Raw genomic sequence first — 18,800 nt, forward strand, 5'->3', positions numbered from 1 at the left:
GCTGAAATGGTTCTAGAAAAGACCAGTTTCGAATTCTTATACAACATGACTGGTGACTATTCCGTTCTGGTCCTGATCCGGGATAGTGGCGAGGTAGTCGAACGGATCGACGACGGTGGCGATTTCCGTGACGACGATCGGATCGAACGAAACCGTATCGGGCTCTTCTCCGATCGATGCTTGCGGTTCTGCTGCAAGATACTGTGACAGCACGTCCTCCAACTCGCCCTGACCCTCGAACAGATCATAGGTGGCGAGCCCGATCACCGGTCCGGCCGCCGCGAACGCGCCCGATTCGATGCTCTGTACCGTCAGCGCGTCGAGCGGGATGACGTCGAGGTCCCCGGCCTCCACCAGGGCGGTCAGCTCCGCGAAACCGCTCGCGTCCGATGCTACCGATGCGAAGCCCGCCGCAGCGGCAGGTCCGTCGCCGGGCACGTCGATCGTCACGGTCAGCGTCGCGGTGGACAGCACGCCATTGGGCTGGACGAGCTGATAGGTGAAGCTGTCGGTGAGATCGACCGCGGAGAAGCCGAGCGTCGCGCTGGGCTGATAGGCATAGCCCCCGGTCTCATCGATTTGCAGCGTGCCATATCGGCCGGTCAGCGTGACCGGGGTTTCGCCGATCTCGGCAAATCCGCTGCCGCGATCGACGCGGATCGCCGCGAAGCTGGTATTGGTCGTGTCATTGTCGAGCAGATTGCCCGTCGCGGTCTCGCGCGTCGCCAGCGTGTAGTCGTTGAGGAACAAGGTGCTCGAGCCGAGCGAGACCGTGGTGCTGTAACTCCCGACGCTAAGCGGCGCGTTGCTGCTGACCTGGTAGGAATAGCTGCCGCTGGGCAGGTCGTCGAAGGTGAAGGTCGCGACGCCGCCGAGCCCCAGGTTCAACGCCGTATTGATGGTGCCGGTGCGAACGACGACTCCCTCGGCGTTGCGCACGCTGACGGTATAGGCCGGCAGTACGGAGAGCAGCCCACCCGTTCGTGCGGCGACGATCGTGATATCCGACACCGCGGCGGGGGCGACGGTGAAACTGCCAGTGCCCGTGCCGGTGGCTTGCCCCGTCAGGATCGCCCCGGTCGACGTGAAGTCGAACGCCTGTGCGGGCGGCAGCGTGGTGACGACGTTCTGGAACGTCACGTCGGCAAATGCCTGGTCGGCGACCGCAAGCGGTGCGCCGGTGATGTCCGGGCTGCCGATCGCGATCGTCAGCGTCGCGGTTTCACGCTCGCCGTCGGTCGGGTCGACCAGCGTGTAGGTAAAGGTCTCGGTCCGCCCGATCGCGCCGGCATTCGCGACGGGGGTGTAGCTGTAGCTGCCGTCGGGGTTGATTCTCAGGCTGCCCCAGGTGCCGGTGACGCTGCTCCCGTCCGGTCCGACGTCGGTCGTCACGCCGTTGACCGTGACGCTGGCGACGCGGGTTCCGGGGCCCGTGACGTCGATCTCGCCACCCGGGCCCGCGTCGGTGATAACGTTGCCGCTCGCCGCGATCGGCGTTGCACCGGCAATATCAGTGAAGTCCGAATCGATCCCGGCAACCGACAGATCGCCGAGCAGCCCGACACCCGCCGTCCCCTGAAAGGTCAGGAACGCCCGGTAGACGCCCGGCCCCAGCGTCTCGGTCGCGCTGAGATTGCCGTTGAGCAGGCCGATCTCGAGCAGCGAGGCCGGCCCGCTGCCGGTGACCGCGACCCACTGTGTCCCCACCAGCCGCTGCACGACCACCGCATAGTCGCTGGCGGCGCCGATCGTTGCCGCCGCGTCATAGGTGAACCGTGCATCCAGGCTGTGGCCCTCCGCCACCGAGAAGCGAACGTTGCGAACCGCGAGCACCTCGGCGTCGAGGTTGACGAGGCCCAGCGAGACAAGGGCGAGATAGCGGGCGCTTCCCAGATCGACCGGGGCCGTGGTCGGCAGGAGATCGAGTCCGGCGGCGTCGACATTGCCGAACGCGGCGATGTCGAACGGCGCGGCGATGCTGGCCGGGGTCGAGACATTCCCCGTGGCATCGGCCTGGGTGACGCTCAACGTCCCGCCCGCCGCCTGTGCCGGCGCCAGCGTGACCGTGTACCGACCATCGGCATCGACGGTCGCGACGCCGATCAGCGTGGCATCGGGACCGCGGACCTCGACCCGTGCGCCGACCTCGCCCGTCCCGGTCAGCGTCGTGCCGTCATTGGTGATCGCGGAGATGATCGGCGGCGGCGGGGCGGTGATGTCGGGCGCCGCGACGGTCGCGACGGCCGAGACATTGCCGGTGGGATCGGCCTGGCTCGCCGACAGCGTCTCGCCATTGACCGGCGCAGGGCTCAGCTGCGCGGTGTAGCTGCCATCGGCGGCCACCTGCGCAGTGCCCAGGATGACGGCACCGAGACGGATCGTCACGGTCGCCCCGGGCTCGCCGATCCCGGTCGCCGTGCTGCCGTCCGGTGCGATCGTTACGACGGGCAGGGCGGGGGCGGTGTAATCGGGCGCAACCAGCGCAATCGGCGCCGAGACATTGCCCGCAGCGTCAGCCTGTGTCGCGGCCAGCGTCTGGCCATCGGTCTGCGCGGGCGTCAGCGTCACCGCATAGGCGCCGTTCGCGCCGACGATCGCGGTGCCCAGACTGGTCGTGTCGGCCGCGCGGATCGTGATCGTCGCGCCCGGCTCGCCCGTGCCCGTGACGACGCTTCCCGTCAGATCGAGCATTGCCGTGGGGGCGGCGGGGGCGGTCAGGTCGGGCGCGACCGCGGTGGCGGGCGGCGAGACGTCGCCGTCCGCGTCGGTCTGCGTGACACGGACCGTCTCGCCGTCGATCCGGCCGGGGACGAGCGCGACACGGTAGCTTCCGTCCGGCCCGGCGACCCCGGTGCCGATGATCGTCCCGACCGCGTCATAGACGATGATCGCGGCACTCGCATTTGCCGTCCCCGCCACCGCAGCGCCATCCGGGTCGACCGCGGCGCTCGGCGCATCGGGCGTGGTGTCCGCAACGAGGTCCGGTGCGGTCGCGGTCACGATGGGCGAGCCGTTTCCGGCAACGTCCCGCTGGTCGACCCCCAGCACTTCGCCGTTGGTCTGCGCCGGATCGAGCGGCACCGTATAGGTGCCGTCGCCCTGGACGACGGCCTGACCCAGCACGCGGCCCAGCGGATCGCGGACGGTCACCGTCGCTCCCGCCTCGCCCGTACCGGTGAGCGTGAGTCCATCAGGCGCGACGGTGGCCAGCGGCGCGGCCGGCGCGGTCAGGTCGGGCGCGGTCAGTGTGGTTGCGGGCGACGGATTGCCCGCGGCATCGGCCTGCGACACGCTGAGTGTCTGGCGGTCGATCTGCGGCGTCGCGAGCGTGACGCTATAATCGCCTTGCGCGGTGACGATCGCGGACCCCAGCACCGTGCCGGCGGCATCGCGTACCGTCAGCGTCGCGCCGGGCTCGCCGGTGCCCATGACGACCGATCCGCTCGCGTCGAGCATCGCGACGGGCGCAGGCGGCGCGGTGATGTCCGGGGCGGTCACGCCGGTCGACACGGAGACATTGCCCGCCGCGTCGGCCTGCGTCACGCCGAGCCTCTCGCCATTGGCCTGCGCCGGGGTCAGCGTTGCGGCATAGCTCCGGTCCTCTGCGACGATCGCGGTACCGATCACGATGCCCGCTGCGTTGGTGACGCTGATCGTCGCACCCGGGGCGCCGGTACCCGTCGCAAGACTGCCATCGCCGCTGATCGTCGCGGTGGGGGCGTCGGGTGCGGTGGTATCAGGGGCCAGCAGACCCACCGGGGCCGAGACATTCCCCGCACGGTCGGCTTGAACGACCGACAGCGCCTCGCCGTCAAGCTGCGGGGGGACGAGAGCGACGGCATAGGCGCCGTCGGCGGCGACGATGGCGGTCCCAAGCGTCGCTCCGCCGGGCGCGGTGACGGTCACGGTGGCGCCGACCTGGCCTGATCCGGTGACGACCGAACCGTCCCCGCTGATCGTCGCGGTCGGCACGCCCGGCGCGGTGATGTCGGGGGCGATCGCGGTGGCGGGTGCGGACACATTGCCCGCCCCGTCGGTCAGCGTCACGCTCAGCGTCTCGCCATCCGCCTGGACGGGGTCGAGCACGATACGGAAACCGCCATCGGCGGCGACGGTCGCGGTACCGATCGCGGTGCCGGATGGATCGCGCACGGTGACGATCGTACCGGCCTCGCCCGTGCCGACGAGCAGGCTGCCATCGCCCTCGACGGTCGCCGTCGGCGCTGCAGGGGCGGTGACGTCGGGCACTGCGATCAGCGCGGGGGCCGAGACATTTCCGGCGGCATCCGCCTGCGTCACCGCAAGCGTCCCGCCATCGCGCTGCGCAGGATCAAGGATCACCGCAACGGCCCCGGCGGCATTCGCGGTCGCGGTGCCGATCACGGTACCGTCGGCATCGCGTACCGTGATCGCCGCGCCGGCGTCGCCCGTCCCGGTCAGGGCCGTACCCGTCTGGTCGAGCACCGCGCTGGGGGCGTCGGGCGCGGTCAGGTCGGGCGCGATCGCGGTCGCGGGGGGCGAGACATTGCCGTCCCCGTCGGTCTGCGTCACGCGGATCGTCTCGCCGTCACGCAGCGCAGGGACGAGCGCGATGCTATACTGTCCGTCGCCCGCGGCGAGACCCGTCGCGATCACCACGCCATCGGCATCGAACAGCGTGACCGTCGCGCCCGCCACCGCGCTCCCCGTCACGGCGCTGCCGTCGATGGCGATCGTCGCGGTCGGTGCATCGGGGCCGAGATCAGCGACCAGGTCGGGCGCGACGGCGGTCACCTCGGGCGAGGCATTGCCCGCGCCATCGACCTGCCGCACGCTCAGCGTCTCCCCGTCGATCTGCGGCGGCGTCAGCGGGACGGTATAACTGCCATTGCCCGCGACGATGACCGTGCCGATCACCGCCCCGACCGGGCTGCGCACCGTCAGCGTCGCACCCGCTTCTCCGGTCCCGGTCAGGCTTGCACCATCGGCGGCGACCGTCGCAGTCGGCGCGACCGGCGCAGTCTGGTCGGGTGCGATCAGCGCGGTGGCGGTCGAGACATTGCCCGCGGCATCCGCCTGCACGACCGAGATCAGCTGGCTGTCGATCTGCGGCGGGACGAGCACGACATCGTATTTGCCGCGCGCATCGACGATCGCCGCGCCGATCTCGGTATCGGTGGCGTCGCGGACCGAGATCCGGGCACCGGGCTCGCCGCTGCCGCTCACGATTGTCCCTGTCGCATCGATTGTGGCGGCTGGGGCCGCCGGCGCGGTCACGTCGGGGGCGATCAGCGACAGTGGGGACGCGGCATTGCCTGCGGCGTCCGTCTGGATCACGTTGAGCCGTTGGCCATTCGCCTGTGCCGGGTCGAGCAGCACGCTATATTGCCCGTCGACCCCGACCTGCGCGGTGCCGATCGTGGTGCCGGCAAGGTCGCGGACCAGGATCTGCGCGCCGGGTTCGCCCGTCCCCGTCACCAGCGTACCGTCCCCGTTGATCGCGGCGACCGGCTGCGCGGGCGCGGTGAAGTCGGGCGCGATCGTGCTCGCATTGCCCGACACATTGCCCGCGGCGTCGCTCTGGACCGCCTCGACCCGTTCGCCATCGGTCTGCGCCGAACGCAGCGTGATTTCATAGCGTCCGCCGGCGTCGACGCTTCCGCTTCCGAGCACAACGCCGCCCTCGCCGGTGATGGTGACGGTCGCACCCGGCTCGCCCGTACCGGTCGCGATCGTGCCGGTGCCGTCGAGCGCGATCGTCGGTGCTGCCGGCGCGGTGAGGTCGGGGGCAACGACCCCGACCACGGGCGAGGCATTGCCCGCCGCATCCGCCTGACTGACGCCCAGCGTCTCGCCATTGGTCTGCGCCGGCGACAGCGGCACCGCAAAGCCGCCGTCCGTCCCGGCGGTCGCGGTGCCGATCACCACGCCATTGGCGTCGGTCACCGTCACGGTCGCGCCCGGCTCTCCGATCCCGCTGAGCAGCGTCCCGTCGCCGTTCACCGCAACGGCGGGGGTCACCGGCGCGGTGAGGTCGGGCGACGCGATCTGCATCGCAGCGGAGACATTACCCGCAGCATCGGTCTGTGTGACGGCGAGGCTGCCGCCACTCGCCTGCGCGGGCGACAGCGGCGTAGTAAAGCTGCCGTCAGCCGCCACCACGACGCTGGCGATCACAATGCCCGCAGCGTCGCGGACCGTGACGGTCGCGCCCGCTTCGCCGCGCCCGGTGACGGTCGCACCACCGGCGTCGATCACCGCCTCGGGCGCGCCAGGTGCGGTGGTATCGGGCGCAGCGACCTGCACGGCGGGGGAGACATTGCCGGCAACGTCGGTCTGCGTGACGGCAAGGCTGCCGCCATTAGCTTGCGCCGGGAACAGTGGCGCAGCGAAGCTGCCGTCTGCTGCCACGACGACGCTTGCGATCACAATGCCCGCAGCATCACGCACCGTGACGGTCGCGCCCGCCTCGCCCCGACCGGTGATCGTCGCGCCACCAGCATCGATCGCCGCCTCGGGCGCGGCGGGTGCGGTGGTATCGGGCGCAGCGACTTGCACGGCGGGGGAGGCATTGCCCGCTGCGTCGGTCTGCGTGACGGCAAGGCTGCCGCCATTCGCCTGCGCGGGCGACAGCGAGGCAGTGAAGCTGCCGTCCGCCGCCACGACAACGGTTCCGATTACGGTGCCGGCAGAATCGCGAACCGTGACGGTCGCGCCCGCTTCGCCGCGCCCGGTGACGGTCGCACCACCAGCGTCTATCGCTGCCTCGGGCGCGCCAGGTGCGGTGGTATCGGGCGCAGCGACCTGCACGGCGGGGGAGACATTGCCCGCTGCGTCGGTCTGCGTGACGGCAAGGCTGCCGCCGTTGGACTGAGCGGGTGACAGCGGCGTCGTAAAGCTGCCGTCCACTGCCACGACGACGCTTGCGATCACGGCGCCAGCAGCATCACGCACTGTCACCGTCGCGCCGGCCTCGCCGAGCCCGGTGACGGCCGTGCCGTCACCTGCGATCGTGACGCTCGGAGCGGCGGGGGGTGTCGTGTCGGGCGGGGTGATGACGGGCGGGGTCGTCACCGGTGGGGTGGCCGGATCAGGCTGGGTCGCGGGGGTATCCGAGCCGCCGCCGCCGCCCAGTGCCGCCGCCGCGCCGCCTGCCGCGACCACCCCGCCCAGCAGGGCAGCGGGCAGCGCGAGCGAACCCCCACCGCCGCCGCCCGCCGCCGCGACCAGATCCTCGGGATCCTCCAGCGGGACGAAGCGCGGCGTGCCCGGCGCGACGCGCGCCTGCCACATGGTGCCGCCTGGTTCGTTCAGGACGAGATCATGCGGTGCGACCCCGGCATCTTCAGGATGGAAATTGGCGACCTCAACATGGTCGCCATTGGTCAGCCGGACGATGAGCGCATTGCCCTCACGCTCGAACCCCGCGACTTCGGAGCGGGCAAGGTCGAGCCGGACGACGCTCGGCGCATCGAGGCTCACGGCCTCTCCCGATACGCGCGTGACGGCCCCGGTTGCTTTCGAGATGACGTGTACGTCCATGCTTCATCCTCCTGTGCGGGTCAGCGGCGCGGCGGCGCCAACGGTCCCAGCGGGCACGTCGACGACCTTCGAAACTGCTGACTTCTCGAGAGGGACAAAGCGCGGCGCGGTCGGGGGGCCGCAACCATTCCGCTATCGGAATCAATTCCGCGGCCAAGGTCATGGCACGGCAGCGCGCCGGCCAAAAAAAAGGCGCCGCCGGAGGATCCGGCAGCGCCCGAGATAGGCTCGGCGTATCGCGATCAGATGCGGCGACGCGTCGCGGCGGTCGCGCCGGCCCCTGCGGAGGCGGCACCGATCAGCATCGCGATCACCACCATGAACGACGTGCCCGCAGCGGCGCCGGCGGCGGTGTCGGTCGCCGACTTGGCGGTCGCGATCGTCTCGTCCTTGGTCTTGACGAACTGTGCCTTGGCGCGCGTTACCTGAGCCTGGGCTTCGGGACGCGCGATCTTGCGCTGCGCGGCGACGATGTCGACGATGCGGCTCTCGGCACGCGCGCCGTCCGGCCCGCCGCGGGCGAGCGCGGGAAGCTGCTTGGCGACTTCCTTCTGAGCCTGTTCCGACGTCATCTGAGCAGGATCCGACGGTGCGTCCGACAGATAGGCGGCCGCCTCTTCGCGGACGTCGCCCGTGTCGACGCCGGCGACGTCGGCAACCTTGGGCGCGGCAGCCCCGATTCCGGTGCCGGCCGCGGTCGCGACCGAGCCGACGGTACGGAAGGCGCCGCCGATGATCCCGCCGACCGCCGAGGTCAGCAGGTACAGCGTCAGGATCAGCGTCACGCCCCAGACCACGAGACCGTGGACGAGCCCGTCGAACCGGTCATGCACGCCGGCGATGCGTGCCGCAGCATATCCGCCCGCACCGAGCGCGATGATCGTCGTGACGACCCAGTACAGCCCGGCACTGATGCCGAAGCCCGCAGCGCCCGGCGTGGTCCCCTCGACCGGGTCGACCAGCGTCAGGCCGATGCCCGTGCCGAGAATGCCCAGCACGAGCTGGACCGCGATCGCGAGGACGACGCCCGCAAAGATCGCCCCCCAGGATATGCGGCTGGGCGTCTTCGCAAGACGCAGGTCGTCGGCCGGCAGAACGCCGGGTGTCGTGGTGATCGTCATAGATGCTCCTGTTGAATAATGTGCCCGCGACGGCGTCAGTCGGCGCCGTCGCGGTCGATGGAATGATCCGTTTCATGCGGCTCGGCCTGGGCCTGCTTCGCGCCGGCCTTGCTTTCGCGGCGGCCGCTGCGTTCGACACCGGGGTCGCCGATGATCTTGCCGATCGCCTCCTGGACGGAGCCCTTGGCCTGGCGTGCGCGTCCGGTCTTGCTGCCAGCCTTGCCGCCGGGTGTCGTGTCGTCGGTCATGCTGCGACCTCCTTGCTTGCTGCGTCGGCCGGATGACGCGCGGGCAGCGAGTCTCCGTCGAAGCCGCGCGCGCGCGCCCAGGCGGCGGCGGCGTTGCGGCGGTTGACCCCGATCTTCGAATAGATCCGCGCGACGTGATTGCGCACGGTGTTGCCCGAGACGTCGAGCGTCCGCGCGATCGACTTGTCGTCGAGCCCGCGACAGATCAGCGCCAACACCTCGCGCTCGCGCGGAGTGAGCTCGTCGAGCCCGACGCCGACCGGATCGGCCTGCGGCGTCCGGATCCGCGCGAGCTTCTCCATGATCGACCGGCTGAGCCAGCTCGTATCCTGCATCACCGCCTCGATCGCATGGACCAGCTCGCGCTCGGATGCCTTGCGCGTGCTGATGTCGCGCATCGCCCACAGCATGCACGGTTCGCCGCCGAGCTGGATCGGCTCGCTCGAGACGATCCCGTCGATCACCTGACCCGATTTGAGCCGCAGGCGAAGCTCGCGGTCGCGGATCGGCCGGTCGGCGGCGATCTCGCCCTCGATCTCGTGCTGGATCGCACCGGTCTCCCACAGATCGACGACCCCAAGCGGCTGGTCGACGATGTCCGCCGCCGTATAGCCGGTCAGCTCGGTGAACGCCTCGTTGACGTCGCACAGCCGGTGGCCGTCGCGCGTGCCGATCGCCAGCGCGACCGGCGCGAGCGAGAAGGTGCGCGTGAACCGGTCCTCGCTGTGGCGCAGCGCGGTCTCCGCCTTGCGCCGCGGTTCGAGGTCCGCGAAGGTGAACAGCATGCACGGTTGCTCGGCCAGATCGATCGGCTGGCCTGCGACGATCACCAGCTTGGTGCCGCCTTCGGGCAGGTCGAGTTCGGCCTCCATCTGCGGGATCGTCCGCCCCTCGCACAGCCGCTGCTTCGCCACGTCGCGCTTGTCGGCATGCGCGAGGATGTCGAGATCGTAGAGCGTGCGCGCGAGGACCCCGTCGCGTTCATGCCCCGTCATGTCGAGAAAACCCTGATTGACCTTCACGAACTTCAGATCGCACAGCCGGCAGATCAGCGCGGGCGCGGGGTTCGCGTTGAACGATTGCTCGAAACGGTCCTCCGCCTCGAACTGCGCCGAGACGTCCTGAATGACCAGGACGAGGCATTCAGGCTCGTCCTGGTCATCGGTCAGGACGAGGCTGCGGACCTGATGGACCCAGCGTGGGCTGTCCTCGCCCGCGACCGCCACCTCGACCACCACCTGCGAAAACGCCTCGCCCGACACGACGCGCTCGATCGGATAGTCATCGTCGCCCAACCGGTGGTTGTTGCGATAGCGCAGCTGGAACTTCGCGCGATAGGCGTCGACCGTCGCCCCCAGATCCTCGACCGCATCGACCCCGTGCATCGCGAGCGCCGCAGCGTTCGCCCACAGGATCGACTGGTCCGGATCGATCAGGATCACGCCCTCGTCGAGCCCCGCGATGATCTGGCGCAGATGGCGCAGATCGGCGGAGTCGCGGAGCGACTTGAGGGCGGGGGCGGCGGTCATCGGATCAGTCGCGCTGGCCGTGGACGAGCCAGGCCAGGCCATAGCCGATCGCGGCGGCGCCGAGTGCCCAGAGCAACGGTGCGTCCTCGGCGGATTCCTGCACGGTCCGCGCGCCCTGGCGCGCCAGCTGGCCGGCACGGTCGGCGGCCTCGCGGGCGTCGCTGCCGAGCTTGTCGGCGAGCTCCGGGGCGCCATCGACCGCATCGGCGACCGCGGACTTCGCGCGGCCATAGAGATTCTGTGCGCCGCCTGCGACCTGATCGACGACGCCGTCGACCTGCCAGTCACGGCTGCTGACGGTATCGCCGATCGTCTTTTCGACCTTGCCGCCGACATAGCGTGCGCCGCCCTGGAATTCGTCCTTGTTCATCGTCTTGTCCTTCTCGAAAGTGGGGAAACGTCAATTCGGCTCAGGGCAGGACACGGCATGCCGCCGCGGCCTTGCCGACCTCGAGCGCGATCGCCGGATCGCGCAGTTCGGAGGCGACACGGATCAGGTCGGACGGCGTCAGCGCCCCCGGCGTCGTGTCGTTCTGCCGATACGCCGCGGCCGCCTTGCCGAGCCGCTGGAGCTGCCCGAGCGACAGGCGCGACTGGAGCCGCTCGCCGACGCAATCCGCGCGCGGCGCGTCGAGCCCGTAGCGCTGCAACCCCGACGATATCCGCGTCGCCGGTGCCGCACAGCCGACGACTCCCGTCATCAACGCAAGCGAGGCGATCGTCGCAGACAGGCTTTTCATGATCGGGCTCCCGACATTCCAGTAGCGCAACTGCTTCCGGATCGGACGCATAAAGCGTGAAACGGGACGTAAGTTCCTGGTATTTATGCGCTAATCATGGGTACTCATATACTAGAGGATCGGCCGCCCGCGCCCGGTACAATCGCGCGAACCGGCGATGCAGCGTCACCGTGCTGGCATCGGTCGCCACGCTGGCGCGCCGCTCATGCCAGTCGGCACGCGCGTGAAAATAGGCGGCCTCTCCGCCCCCCCCGGTCTGCGGCGGCCGGTCGTCGTCCTGATCCGTCATCGTCCTGCTTTTCTCAATGGTCGTCGCCGCGATCTTAGGCCGTCAGCGCCACCGCCGCGTGATCGGAAAGGACCAGTACACTGGGTAGATATCCCAGTCGGCGCCGCGCCCGTCCGGCGGTCGCCCTCACGCGCGGCGGAAGCCACCGCGCCGGTTGAAGATCTCCACCGTCGCGTCGATCCCGACCGTCACGACCTGTTCGATGATCCGGTCTAGCAGTACGGATCGGCCCGCCAGCCCATGCTGGCGCAGGACGATCATGACGAGCGCGCGGACATAGGCTTGCTTCTGCGCCCGACAGATGGACGAACACCTCCGCCTGCTGCGTGCCGATCGCGAAGACCGAGGCGAGGCTGCGCACCAAGCCCGGATTGTCCGTGATCAGCGTCCGCAATTCGGCCACCGCGGCAAGCACCCCCGCATCCCGGCTCGCGACACGGTCGACGATCACGCGCAGCCCGGGCGAGAGCTGGTTCGCGCCGAGCACGAGTCGCCATGCCAGTCCGGCGAGCCATGCGGCCGCGCGGTCGAGAAGCTGGCGCAGCAGCAGCAGCGGCGGGCTCGCGATCCGCGCGCCGATGCCGAGCCGCGCGCCGGCGAGCCGGTCCGTGTCCCACAGCGCGTTCTGGTTGACGTGCGCCACCGTAAAATCGATCAGCAGGTCCGCGCCGAGCGAGAACACCGCCGGTTCGAGCAGGCTCGGGACCCAGGGAATGTCGTACCCGCCGCGCCGCGCGGCATAGAGGAGCGCGGCCTTGACCTGCTGGCGCTTGTAGCGACCCCGGCCCGCCTGCGTGCCGTGCAGCCGCTCGGCTTCGTCGACGAGCGTGTCGACCAGCGCGATCAGCGCAACCAGACGTTCGCCAAGGTCGCGCGCGAGGAGCACGACATCGCCGAATGCCGCATCGATACCCGGCACCGCGGCGACCTGCGACAGCCGGGCCTGCATCTCCCACGCATCGCGGTGGAGACGCATGACGACGTCGCGCGGCAGGGCGGCAGACTCGTTGTCACCGGCCAGCAGCGAGGCACTCGCGCGCAGCATCGCCGCCAGCGCTGTGCTGCCGGCCTGTTCGGCGGCGCACGCGGCCTCGCCGAACGCGCTCACACCGACCGCCGCCAGAGCTGGACGAAGCCCGTCGCGCTGAGCGCTGCCAGGCTCCAGAGCGTGGCCGTCAGCGCGGTCGACGCCCATGCCGGCCAGCGATCGGCGGCTGGATGCGGCACCAGCAGCAGCACCGCACAGCCGACCCAGAAGATCGCGACGCCGATCAGCCGCCGCTGATCCCGCCGTACCGCGCGGTCGGCCGGCGGTTCGCGCAGATCGACCGGCACGCGGTATTGCGGCGCGGTCGCCTGTGACAGAAGCTGGTCGAGCCGGCGGGGCAGCGTCGCGAGCGGTTCGATTTCGTCGAGCAGCCCGACCGCGATCGCATGGCTGTCGGGTGCTTCGAACAGTGTCTCGATGCTCCGCCGCATCATGAAACGCTGGGTTATCGCGGCAAGGTCGACCGCCGGGTCGAGCCGGCAGGCGCTGGCGGCAAGAGCGGTCATCCAGCGCAGCGCCGCCAGAAGATCGGCGGGCACACGAAAACCGCATCTACCCGCGGCAGCAAGCCCGTCGGCCAGCGCGCGCTCGAACCACGTGCCGTCGCGCCGATCCCGCATCCTCCGCTCCAGCGTCGTGACGTGACGCGCATAGGCCGCGGCATCCGCCACCGGCCCCGCCTCGAACAGCGCCACTGCCTCGCTGGACAGTCGCGCCGGATCGCCCGACAGCAGCGCGCGGACGAACCGGGGCAGCGCCTGCTGAAGCGCGCGCGACAATGGCTCGGCGGCGCCGAGATCGCCCAGGCCGATCCGGCTTTCGGGCAGGATGAGCAGCGATGCGGGGCGCGGGTCGACCGGCGCTTCGTGATGAATGAAGAGCCGTTCCAGTCCCGCCTCGATGAGCCGTTGCGCCGCGGTCGGCGCGTCGATGTCGTGCCGGTCCAGCGCCGCCACGTCGTTGCGCGCGACGAGCTGTTCGACCTGGGGGAGGGGCAGCCCGGCCAGCGGCGTGACGCCGATCACATGCGCGGCGTCGGGCGTACAGATCCGCGGGACGACGACTCCGGTCCGCGTCAACGCTCGACGTCGCCACGCGAGCATCCGGCGCCGGTGCCCGGGAATGTCGAGATCGGCGGCAATCCAGCGGTGCAGATCCCGCGCCAGCGACGTCGCCGCGTGTTCGCGATCGACACCGGGTCGAAGCAGCTGGGTGACGATGGCGATCGCGGCGTCGATCGCCTCGCCGTCGGGCGCGCGTTCGGGCAGGGCGACGCGCAGGAGGACGTCGCGCCCGTCCGCACGCCGACCGAACGCGGTCCAGCATAACGGATTGCTCCCGGTCGAACTGGCGTTCCAGACCGGCAGGATCGCGTCGAGCGTCTGGTCGAGCTCCGTCGCGATAAGCGCGAGGGCCAGGGCCGGCGGTCGGACCTCGACGGGGTGGCGCAGCGTGAGCGCCCGGTTCGTCTCGCGGTCGAACAGATCGATCCGCAGCGCCATCAGCTGCGAGAGACGCACCCCGCCGTGGCCCAGCCGGGCGAGCCGCACCGCGGCCTGCTGCGCGGTCGCCGCCACGCGATCAGCCCCCGGTCCATAGCGCACGCACGCCGCCGACCGCGACGAGCGCCGCCGCGCCCGCAACCACGCCGGCCGCGGTTCCATGGGGCAAGGCGGCGGCATGCAGCGCCAGCGCGACCGCGGCCAGCGGGAGCGCGACCGCGCGGGCATCGTCGCCACCCGGCAGCCGCGCGACGATCGGGATCGCCGGACGTCGCGTCACCGCCGCCACGGCGCGCGCGGCCTCCCCCCGTGTCAGGCGGACATAGTCGACGAGGCCGCCGACCGCGGACGCGCCGCGCACGCCGATGCCCGGGCGGATATCTGCAAAGAAGCGGCGCACCGCCGCCAGCAGGTCGAACCGCCCCGGCAGCTGATGCGCGGTCGAATCGAGCAGGCCGAGCGCGCGCCAGAACAGGAGATGCTCGGGCGCCAGCCGGACCCGGTGCCGCCGCATCACCTCGAACATCAGGCCTTGGTAATAGGCCGTCAGCTGGCGCTCCACCGGGGTCGCCGGATCGGTCGCGGCCTCGTGCCAGCCACGCAGGATCGCCTGCGTCGCGCTCCGATAGGCTGTGACATCGGTCGTCGGCGCGAGGGTGACGAGCGCCGCATAGCAGTCGAACGCCGCCTCGATCCGGCCAAGCGCCAGATTCTCGACATAGGCCGCCAGCGTCAGCCGGTCCGCGCCCGAGATCTCGCCAAAGATGCCGAAATCGATCAGCGCGATTTCCCCGCCGCGTTGGATCATGACGTTCCCCGGATGCGGGTCGCCGTGAAAGAAGCCGGTGACGAACAGTTGGCGGAGAAACGCCTCGCACAGTCGTTCGGCGATCACCGCTGGCGTGATCCGCAGGCGTTTGGCCTCGCCGCCGCGCGCGATGACGCGTGCCAGCGGCACGCCGACGATCAGGTCCATCACCAGCACGCGCCGCGTGCTCAGCGTCCAGTGGATCCGCGGGATGCGGACGCCGCGCTCGGGATCCGCGGCGATGCGATCCGCGGTCCGGCCCTCGATCCGGAAATCGGTCTCGCGCATCGTGAAGGCGGCGATTTCGGCGACCAGCGCCCGCGCGCCGACGCCGGAAAACAGCCCCAGCCGATCCGCCAGCGCCGCGGCGGCGGCGATCAGCCGGAAGTCCGCGGTCATCGTCGCGACGATGCCGTCGCGCTGGATCTTGACCGCGACCCGGGTGCCGTCGTGCAGCCGCGCGCGGTGGACCTGCGCGATCGAGGCGGCGCCGATCGGTACCGGATCGAACGCGGCGAACCACGTCGCGATCGGCGAGCCGAGTTCGACGGCGATGATCGCCGCCGCACGATCGCCCGGCATCGGCGGTACGGCGTCGAGCAGCCGGGACAGTTCCGCGCACGTCAGCGCGGAAAACAGATCGCGCCGTATCGCCAGATACTGCCCGATCTTCACGGTGGTCACGCCCCCCGCTTCGAGCAGCCGCCGCAACCCGCGCGCGACCTCCGCCTCGGTCGAGTCGCGCTTGAGCAGGTGCAGTACCGCGGGCCGGAAGAACAGCCGTATCGCAAGCGCCGTCAGCCATGCCGCGCGGCCGATCGCCACGACCAGATGCCAGGCTCCGACCGCCGATACCCCGCGCCGCTCGCCGATTTCGTCGCTGTCGATGACCGCCGCCGGCATGTCTTGCTCCATTTCGGAGGTTTCAGACGAAGTTCTAGTCCGCAATGGAGATAGTACTCAAATGCCTTTGTTAAACTATGCCGAGATCCGTGATAGTCAAGAACCAATCAAAATCACCAGGGCGCAAGTACAAGATACATTAATCTGCAAATCGCGAAAGGATTGGGCATGGCAAACCGTTCTGACAAACCAAATCAGGGTGACAGCGACCGGCGTGATCGTGTGCAGCATGAGCGGCTGGTCAGGCGCGCGCGGGTCCGATCCCGGCGCGACCTGCGGTCGCCGCGTGACTTTGCCGAGAATGTCGAGACGATCGATCGCGTCGCCGATCGCGTCGCGAACGACGTCAACGCATTGGTGCGCGCCTGGAGCGCGGCGAACGCCGAAAGCTTCAAGGGCGCGGTCACGATCCTTGGCAATGTCGCGCTCGACCTGTTCGGCGGCGCCACGCGCGCCAGCCGCCGCCGTGACGAGGCGTATCGCGATGACCTCGATCGGGAGGACGAGTATGCCGAGCGCGATCCCGACCGGGTGTCGCCGTCCTATGCGACGCGCCGCTCGAACGCCGACCGGATCGAGGAGGCGGGGGACGAGGTGGCCGGTTTCACCCATGCCGTATCCGACGCGCTGGCGGGCGCCGCGAGCGTCGTCTCGCGGTCCAGCCGGCGTTTCCAGGATGAATATGACAATGCGCTCGACGACGCGGAGGATGCCGACCGCGATCTGGGTCGCGAGGACACCGATCCGCGCGATCATGAGGACGGCACGGCGTCCGACGAGAGCCTGGGCGGGCCCGGGGACGACGCCGATCGCGTCGGCGACCGCCCCCCGCCGGCCGGCCCACCCTCGACGCGCAAGCGTCGCCTCTAGACGCGCGGGAGGGTGCGGTGCTCGAGCGTGTGATCGCGGCGGTGCTCTGGCTGTATTGGCGTGCGAACCGCGGCTTTCTCGAGCGGTTCGCGGTCGCGCTGATCGGTCGCAATCCCGGCAATGTCCTGCTCGATCCCGACGGTCGCGCGGTGGTGCGCGAACTCGACCGGCTGTTGAAAATGATGACGCGCGCGGTCTTCGTCCAGGCGGCGCTCAGCGTGCTCGTCATGCCGCTCTGGGTTCCGCGAAAACTGCCCTATTCGCCGCTTGCGCGTCTGCTGCTCGGCCTGTTCCTGCCGGTCTGGAGCCAAGTCTTGCGGATCGTCTTCTGCTTTCGGTCCGCGGCGGGCCGGGCCCGCGTCGTCTTTCGGTCCGCGGCGGGCCGGGCCCGCGTCGTCGACACGCTGTTCGTGCGGCTCGGCGAGCAGGCCGCGGCCGAGGAAGACCAGCTGATCAAGAACATCATCGTCATCGGCGCGGTCAAGACGTTGCTGAGCGGTGCCTATCTCGACCTCGACCGCACCTGGAATGGCCTGGACTATCAGCGGTTCCAGCAACGCAGCTGGACCCCGCCAAGCGGGCCGGATCTCGCCGACCCGCAGCGTACGCCCGCCTCGACGCTGTTGATGCAGCGCCGGCGAACGCTGGCGGAGGTCGCGCGCAAACCGGTCGGTTCGACGACCTATCTCGTCATCGGGTCGGGGGCAGGGGGCGCCACCGCCGCCTATTTCATCCAGCAGGCCGATCCGTCGGCGCGGATCGTGATCCTCGAGACCGGGCCGCTGGTTCCCAATGACGCGCTGCCCGACAAGCTGATGGAATCCGCCGCGTCCCTGTACATGAACGGCGGCTTCACTTTGTCTGCGGACGAGAAGACGACCTTCGTCCAGGGACGCGTGGTCGGCGGCGGGACGCTGCTCAACAATTCGGTCGCCTGGAAGCCCGAGGGCGTCTGGTGGCACGACGTGGTCGTCAAGCGCTGGGAGCGTTTCGGCGTGACGCTCGACTGGGCCCGGCTCGATGCCAGCTACAACGCGATGCTCGACCTGCTCAACGTCCGACCCGTCAACCCGGTGGTGATGTCGCCGATGGCGCAGACGCTGAAGGACGGATTTGCCGCGATCGGCCAGACCGCGACTACGGTAAAGTGCAATATCCTCGACTGTATCGGGTGCGGGCGGTGCAATGCCGGATGCCGGTTCGGCGCCAAACAGTCGATGAACGAGACGACCTTGCCGAGGCTCGTGGCGGCGGGTGCGCTGCTGGTCCCGGACGCGCATGTGACGGGTCTGATGCTCGACGGCGAACCGGGCGCGCAGCGGTGCCGCGGCGCCTATGCGCGCGATGACACAGGCACCGCCTTTCAGGTCGAGGCCGATCGGATCGTTCTCGCCGCGGGTGCCTTTGCCTCGACCAAGATCCTGCGCCGCAGCGGCTTTTCGGGCGCACTGCCCGGCGTGCGGACCGTCGGCAAGCGCTTCTCGGGCAATATGGGAACCCCGGTGTTCGGCGAGTTCGCGACGCGCCAATATGGCGCCCGCGGGATCCAGGTCGGCTATGCGATCGAAATGCCGCGTGAGCGCATGGTGATCGAGACCGCCTTCGGACCGCCGTCATCGCTCGGGATGGAGGCCCCGCAATGGGGTCCCGATTTCATGGGCCTGCTCGATCGCTACAACGACGTCGCAGTGGCGGTGCCGGTGATCGGCGCGAACGCCTATGGCAGCATCAACGCCGATCTCTCGTCGAGCGGCTACACCATCTCCTATGCGCTCGACGATGACGACTGGTATCGCCTGACGCTGGGGATGAAGGCGGCGGGGCAGGCGATGTTCGCCGCCGGCGCACGCCGCGTCTGTTCGACGCGGTTCGATGCGACCTGGGCCAATTCGCCCGCCGAGCTCGACGCCTATTTCGGCGCGGTCGGCCCACTCCAATATCTCAAGATCACGACCGCGCATCTGCAGGGTGGCAATGTGCTCCATCCCGATCCGGCGCAGGGCGTGGTCGATCTCGACATGCGCGTCCATGGGATCGACAAGTTGTGGATCGCCGACGCCAGCATCATTCCGTCGCCGATCACCGTAAATCTGCAGATGACGGTCATGGCGCTCGCCCATTATGCCGCGAAGTCCATCGTCGCCTGACGATCATTCATAATGGAGTAGCTTGATAATCCCGCGCTCCATTACGGATCATCATCGCCATGTCGCAGACTATA

General features: G+C 69.7%; 12 protein-coding genes. 2 read left to right on the forward strand and 10 right to left on the reverse strand.

Features of this window, described 5'->3' with window-relative positions; translation table 11 throughout:
• Positions 1–36: 36 nt before the first annotated feature.
• The 10 genes from IFT71_RS01175 to IFT71_RS01220 form a co-directional block, all read right to left on the reverse strand.
• Complete coding sequence (locus tag IFT71_RS01175; protein ID WP_192138859.1) at positions 37–7,521, reverse strand: BapA/Bap/LapF family large adhesin; 7,485 nt, start codon at positions 7,519–7,521, stop codon at positions 37–39.
• Between the two features lie 242 nt (positions 7,522–7,763).
• A complete protein-coding gene (locus IFT71_RS01180; RefSeq protein ID WP_192138860.1) occupies positions 7,764–8,642 on the reverse strand; it encodes a hypothetical protein in 879 nt (292 codons plus the stop codon).
• 35 nt (positions 8,643–8,677) lie between these two features.
• Complete coding sequence (locus IFT71_RS01185) at positions 8,678–8,890, reverse strand: CsbD family protein (protein ID WP_056408432.1); 213 nt, start codon at positions 8,888–8,890, stop codon at positions 8,678–8,680.
• A complete protein-coding gene (locus tag IFT71_RS01190) occupies positions 8,887–10,419 on the reverse strand; it encodes a PAS domain S-box protein (RefSeq protein ID WP_192138861.1) in 1,533 nt (510 codons plus the stop codon). Before IFT71_RS01190 ends, IFT71_RS01185 begins: the two co-directional genes overlap by 4 nt.
• A 4-nt stretch (positions 10,420–10,423) precedes the next feature.
• On the reverse strand, positions 10,424–10,789 hold the full coding sequence (locus IFT71_RS01195) for a CsbD family protein (RefSeq protein ID WP_031395490.1): 366 nt from the start codon (positions 10,787–10,789) through the stop codon (positions 10,424–10,426).
• Between the two features lie 40 nt (positions 10,790–10,829).
• Positions 10,830–11,159 carry a hypothetical protein gene (locus IFT71_RS01200; protein ID WP_192138862.1) on the reverse strand — a complete coding sequence of 110 codons (330 nt, stop codon included), beginning with the start codon at positions 11,157–11,159 and terminating at the stop codon, positions 10,830–10,832.
• 94 nt (positions 11,160–11,253) lie between these two features.
• Positions 11,254–11,448, reverse strand: coding sequence for a hypothetical protein (locus IFT71_RS01205; protein ID WP_192138863.1), 195 nt, complete (start codon positions 11,446–11,448; stop codon positions 11,254–11,256).
• 34 nt (positions 11,449–11,482) lie between these two features.
• Positions 11,483–12,556, reverse strand: coding sequence for a hypothetical protein (locus IFT71_RS01210; protein WP_192138864.1), 1,074 nt, complete (start codon positions 12,554–12,556; stop codon positions 11,483–11,485).
• Positions 12,553–14,100: an AarF/UbiB family protein gene (locus IFT71_RS01215; RefSeq protein WP_192138865.1), complete on the reverse strand. Its 1,548-nt coding sequence runs from the start codon at positions 14,098–14,100 to the stop codon at positions 12,553–12,555. Before IFT71_RS01215 ends, IFT71_RS01210 begins: the two co-directional genes overlap by 4 nt.
• On the reverse strand, positions 14,078–15,709 hold the full coding sequence (locus tag IFT71_RS01220; RefSeq protein WP_192138866.1) for an ABC1 kinase family protein: 1,632 nt from the start codon (positions 15,707–15,709) through the stop codon (positions 14,078–14,080). The genes IFT71_RS01215 and IFT71_RS01220 overlap by 23 nt, the downstream gene beginning before the upstream one ends.
• A gap of 168 nt (positions 15,710–15,877) precedes the next feature.
• Between IFT71_RS01220 and IFT71_RS01225 the strand changes: the two genes are divergently transcribed.
• Together IFT71_RS01225 and IFT71_RS01230 are read left to right on the forward strand one after the other, a co-directional pair.
• The gene (locus IFT71_RS01225; protein WP_192138867.1) at positions 15,878–16,579 is read left to right on the forward strand and encodes a hypothetical protein; all 702 of its coding nucleotides are present in this window, start codon (positions 15,878–15,880) and stop codon (positions 16,577–16,579) included.
• A gap of 17 nt (positions 16,580–16,596) precedes the next feature.
• Positions 16,597–18,726 carry a GMC family oxidoreductase N-terminal domain-containing protein gene (locus IFT71_RS01230; RefSeq protein ID WP_192138868.1) on the forward strand — a complete coding sequence of 710 codons (2,130 nt, stop codon included), beginning with the start codon at positions 16,597–16,599 and terminating at the stop codon, positions 18,724–18,726.
• Positions 18,727–18,800: the final 74 nt, after the last annotated feature.

This window comes from Sphingomonas sp. CFBP 13733 (genome assembly GCF_014841795.1).
In the GTDB taxonomy this organism is placed as follows: Bacteria; Pseudomonadota; Alphaproteobacteria; order Sphingomonadales; family Sphingomonadaceae; genus Sphingomonas; species Sphingomonas aerolata.

Coding starts and splice junctions, on each gene's coding strand:
- IFT71_RS01175 (WP_192138859.1), bottom strand. CDS start 7,521: ATGGACGTACACGTCATCTCGAAAGCAACCGGGGCCGTCACGCGCGTA.
- IFT71_RS01180 (WP_192138860.1), bottom strand. CDS start 8,642: ATGACGATCACCACGACACCCGGCGTTCTGCCGGCCGACGACCTGCGT.
- IFT71_RS01185 (WP_056408432.1), bottom strand. CDS start 8,890: ATGACCGACGACACGACACCCGGCGGCAAGGCTGGCAGCAAGACCGGA.
- IFT71_RS01190 (WP_192138861.1), bottom strand. CDS start 10,419: ATGACCGCCGCCCCCGCCCTCAAGTCGCTCCGCGACTCCGCCGATCTG.
- IFT71_RS01195 (WP_031395490.1), bottom strand. CDS start 10,789: ATGAACAAGGACGAATTCCAGGGCGGCGCACGCTATGTCGGCGGCAAG.
- IFT71_RS01200 (WP_192138862.1), bottom strand. CDS start 11,159: ATGAAAAGCCTGTCTGCGACGATCGCCTCGCTTGCGTTGATGACGGGA.
- IFT71_RS01205 (WP_192138863.1), bottom strand. CDS start 11,448: ATGACGGATCAGGACGACGACCGGCCGCCGCAGACCGGGGGGGGCGGA.
- IFT71_RS01220 (WP_192138866.1), bottom strand. CDS start 15,709: ATGCCGGCGGCGGTCATCGACAGCGACGAAATCGGCGAGCGGCGCGGG.
- IFT71_RS01225 (WP_192138867.1), top strand. CDS start 15,878: ATGGCAAACCGTTCTGACAAACCAAATCAGGGTGACAGCGACCGGCGT.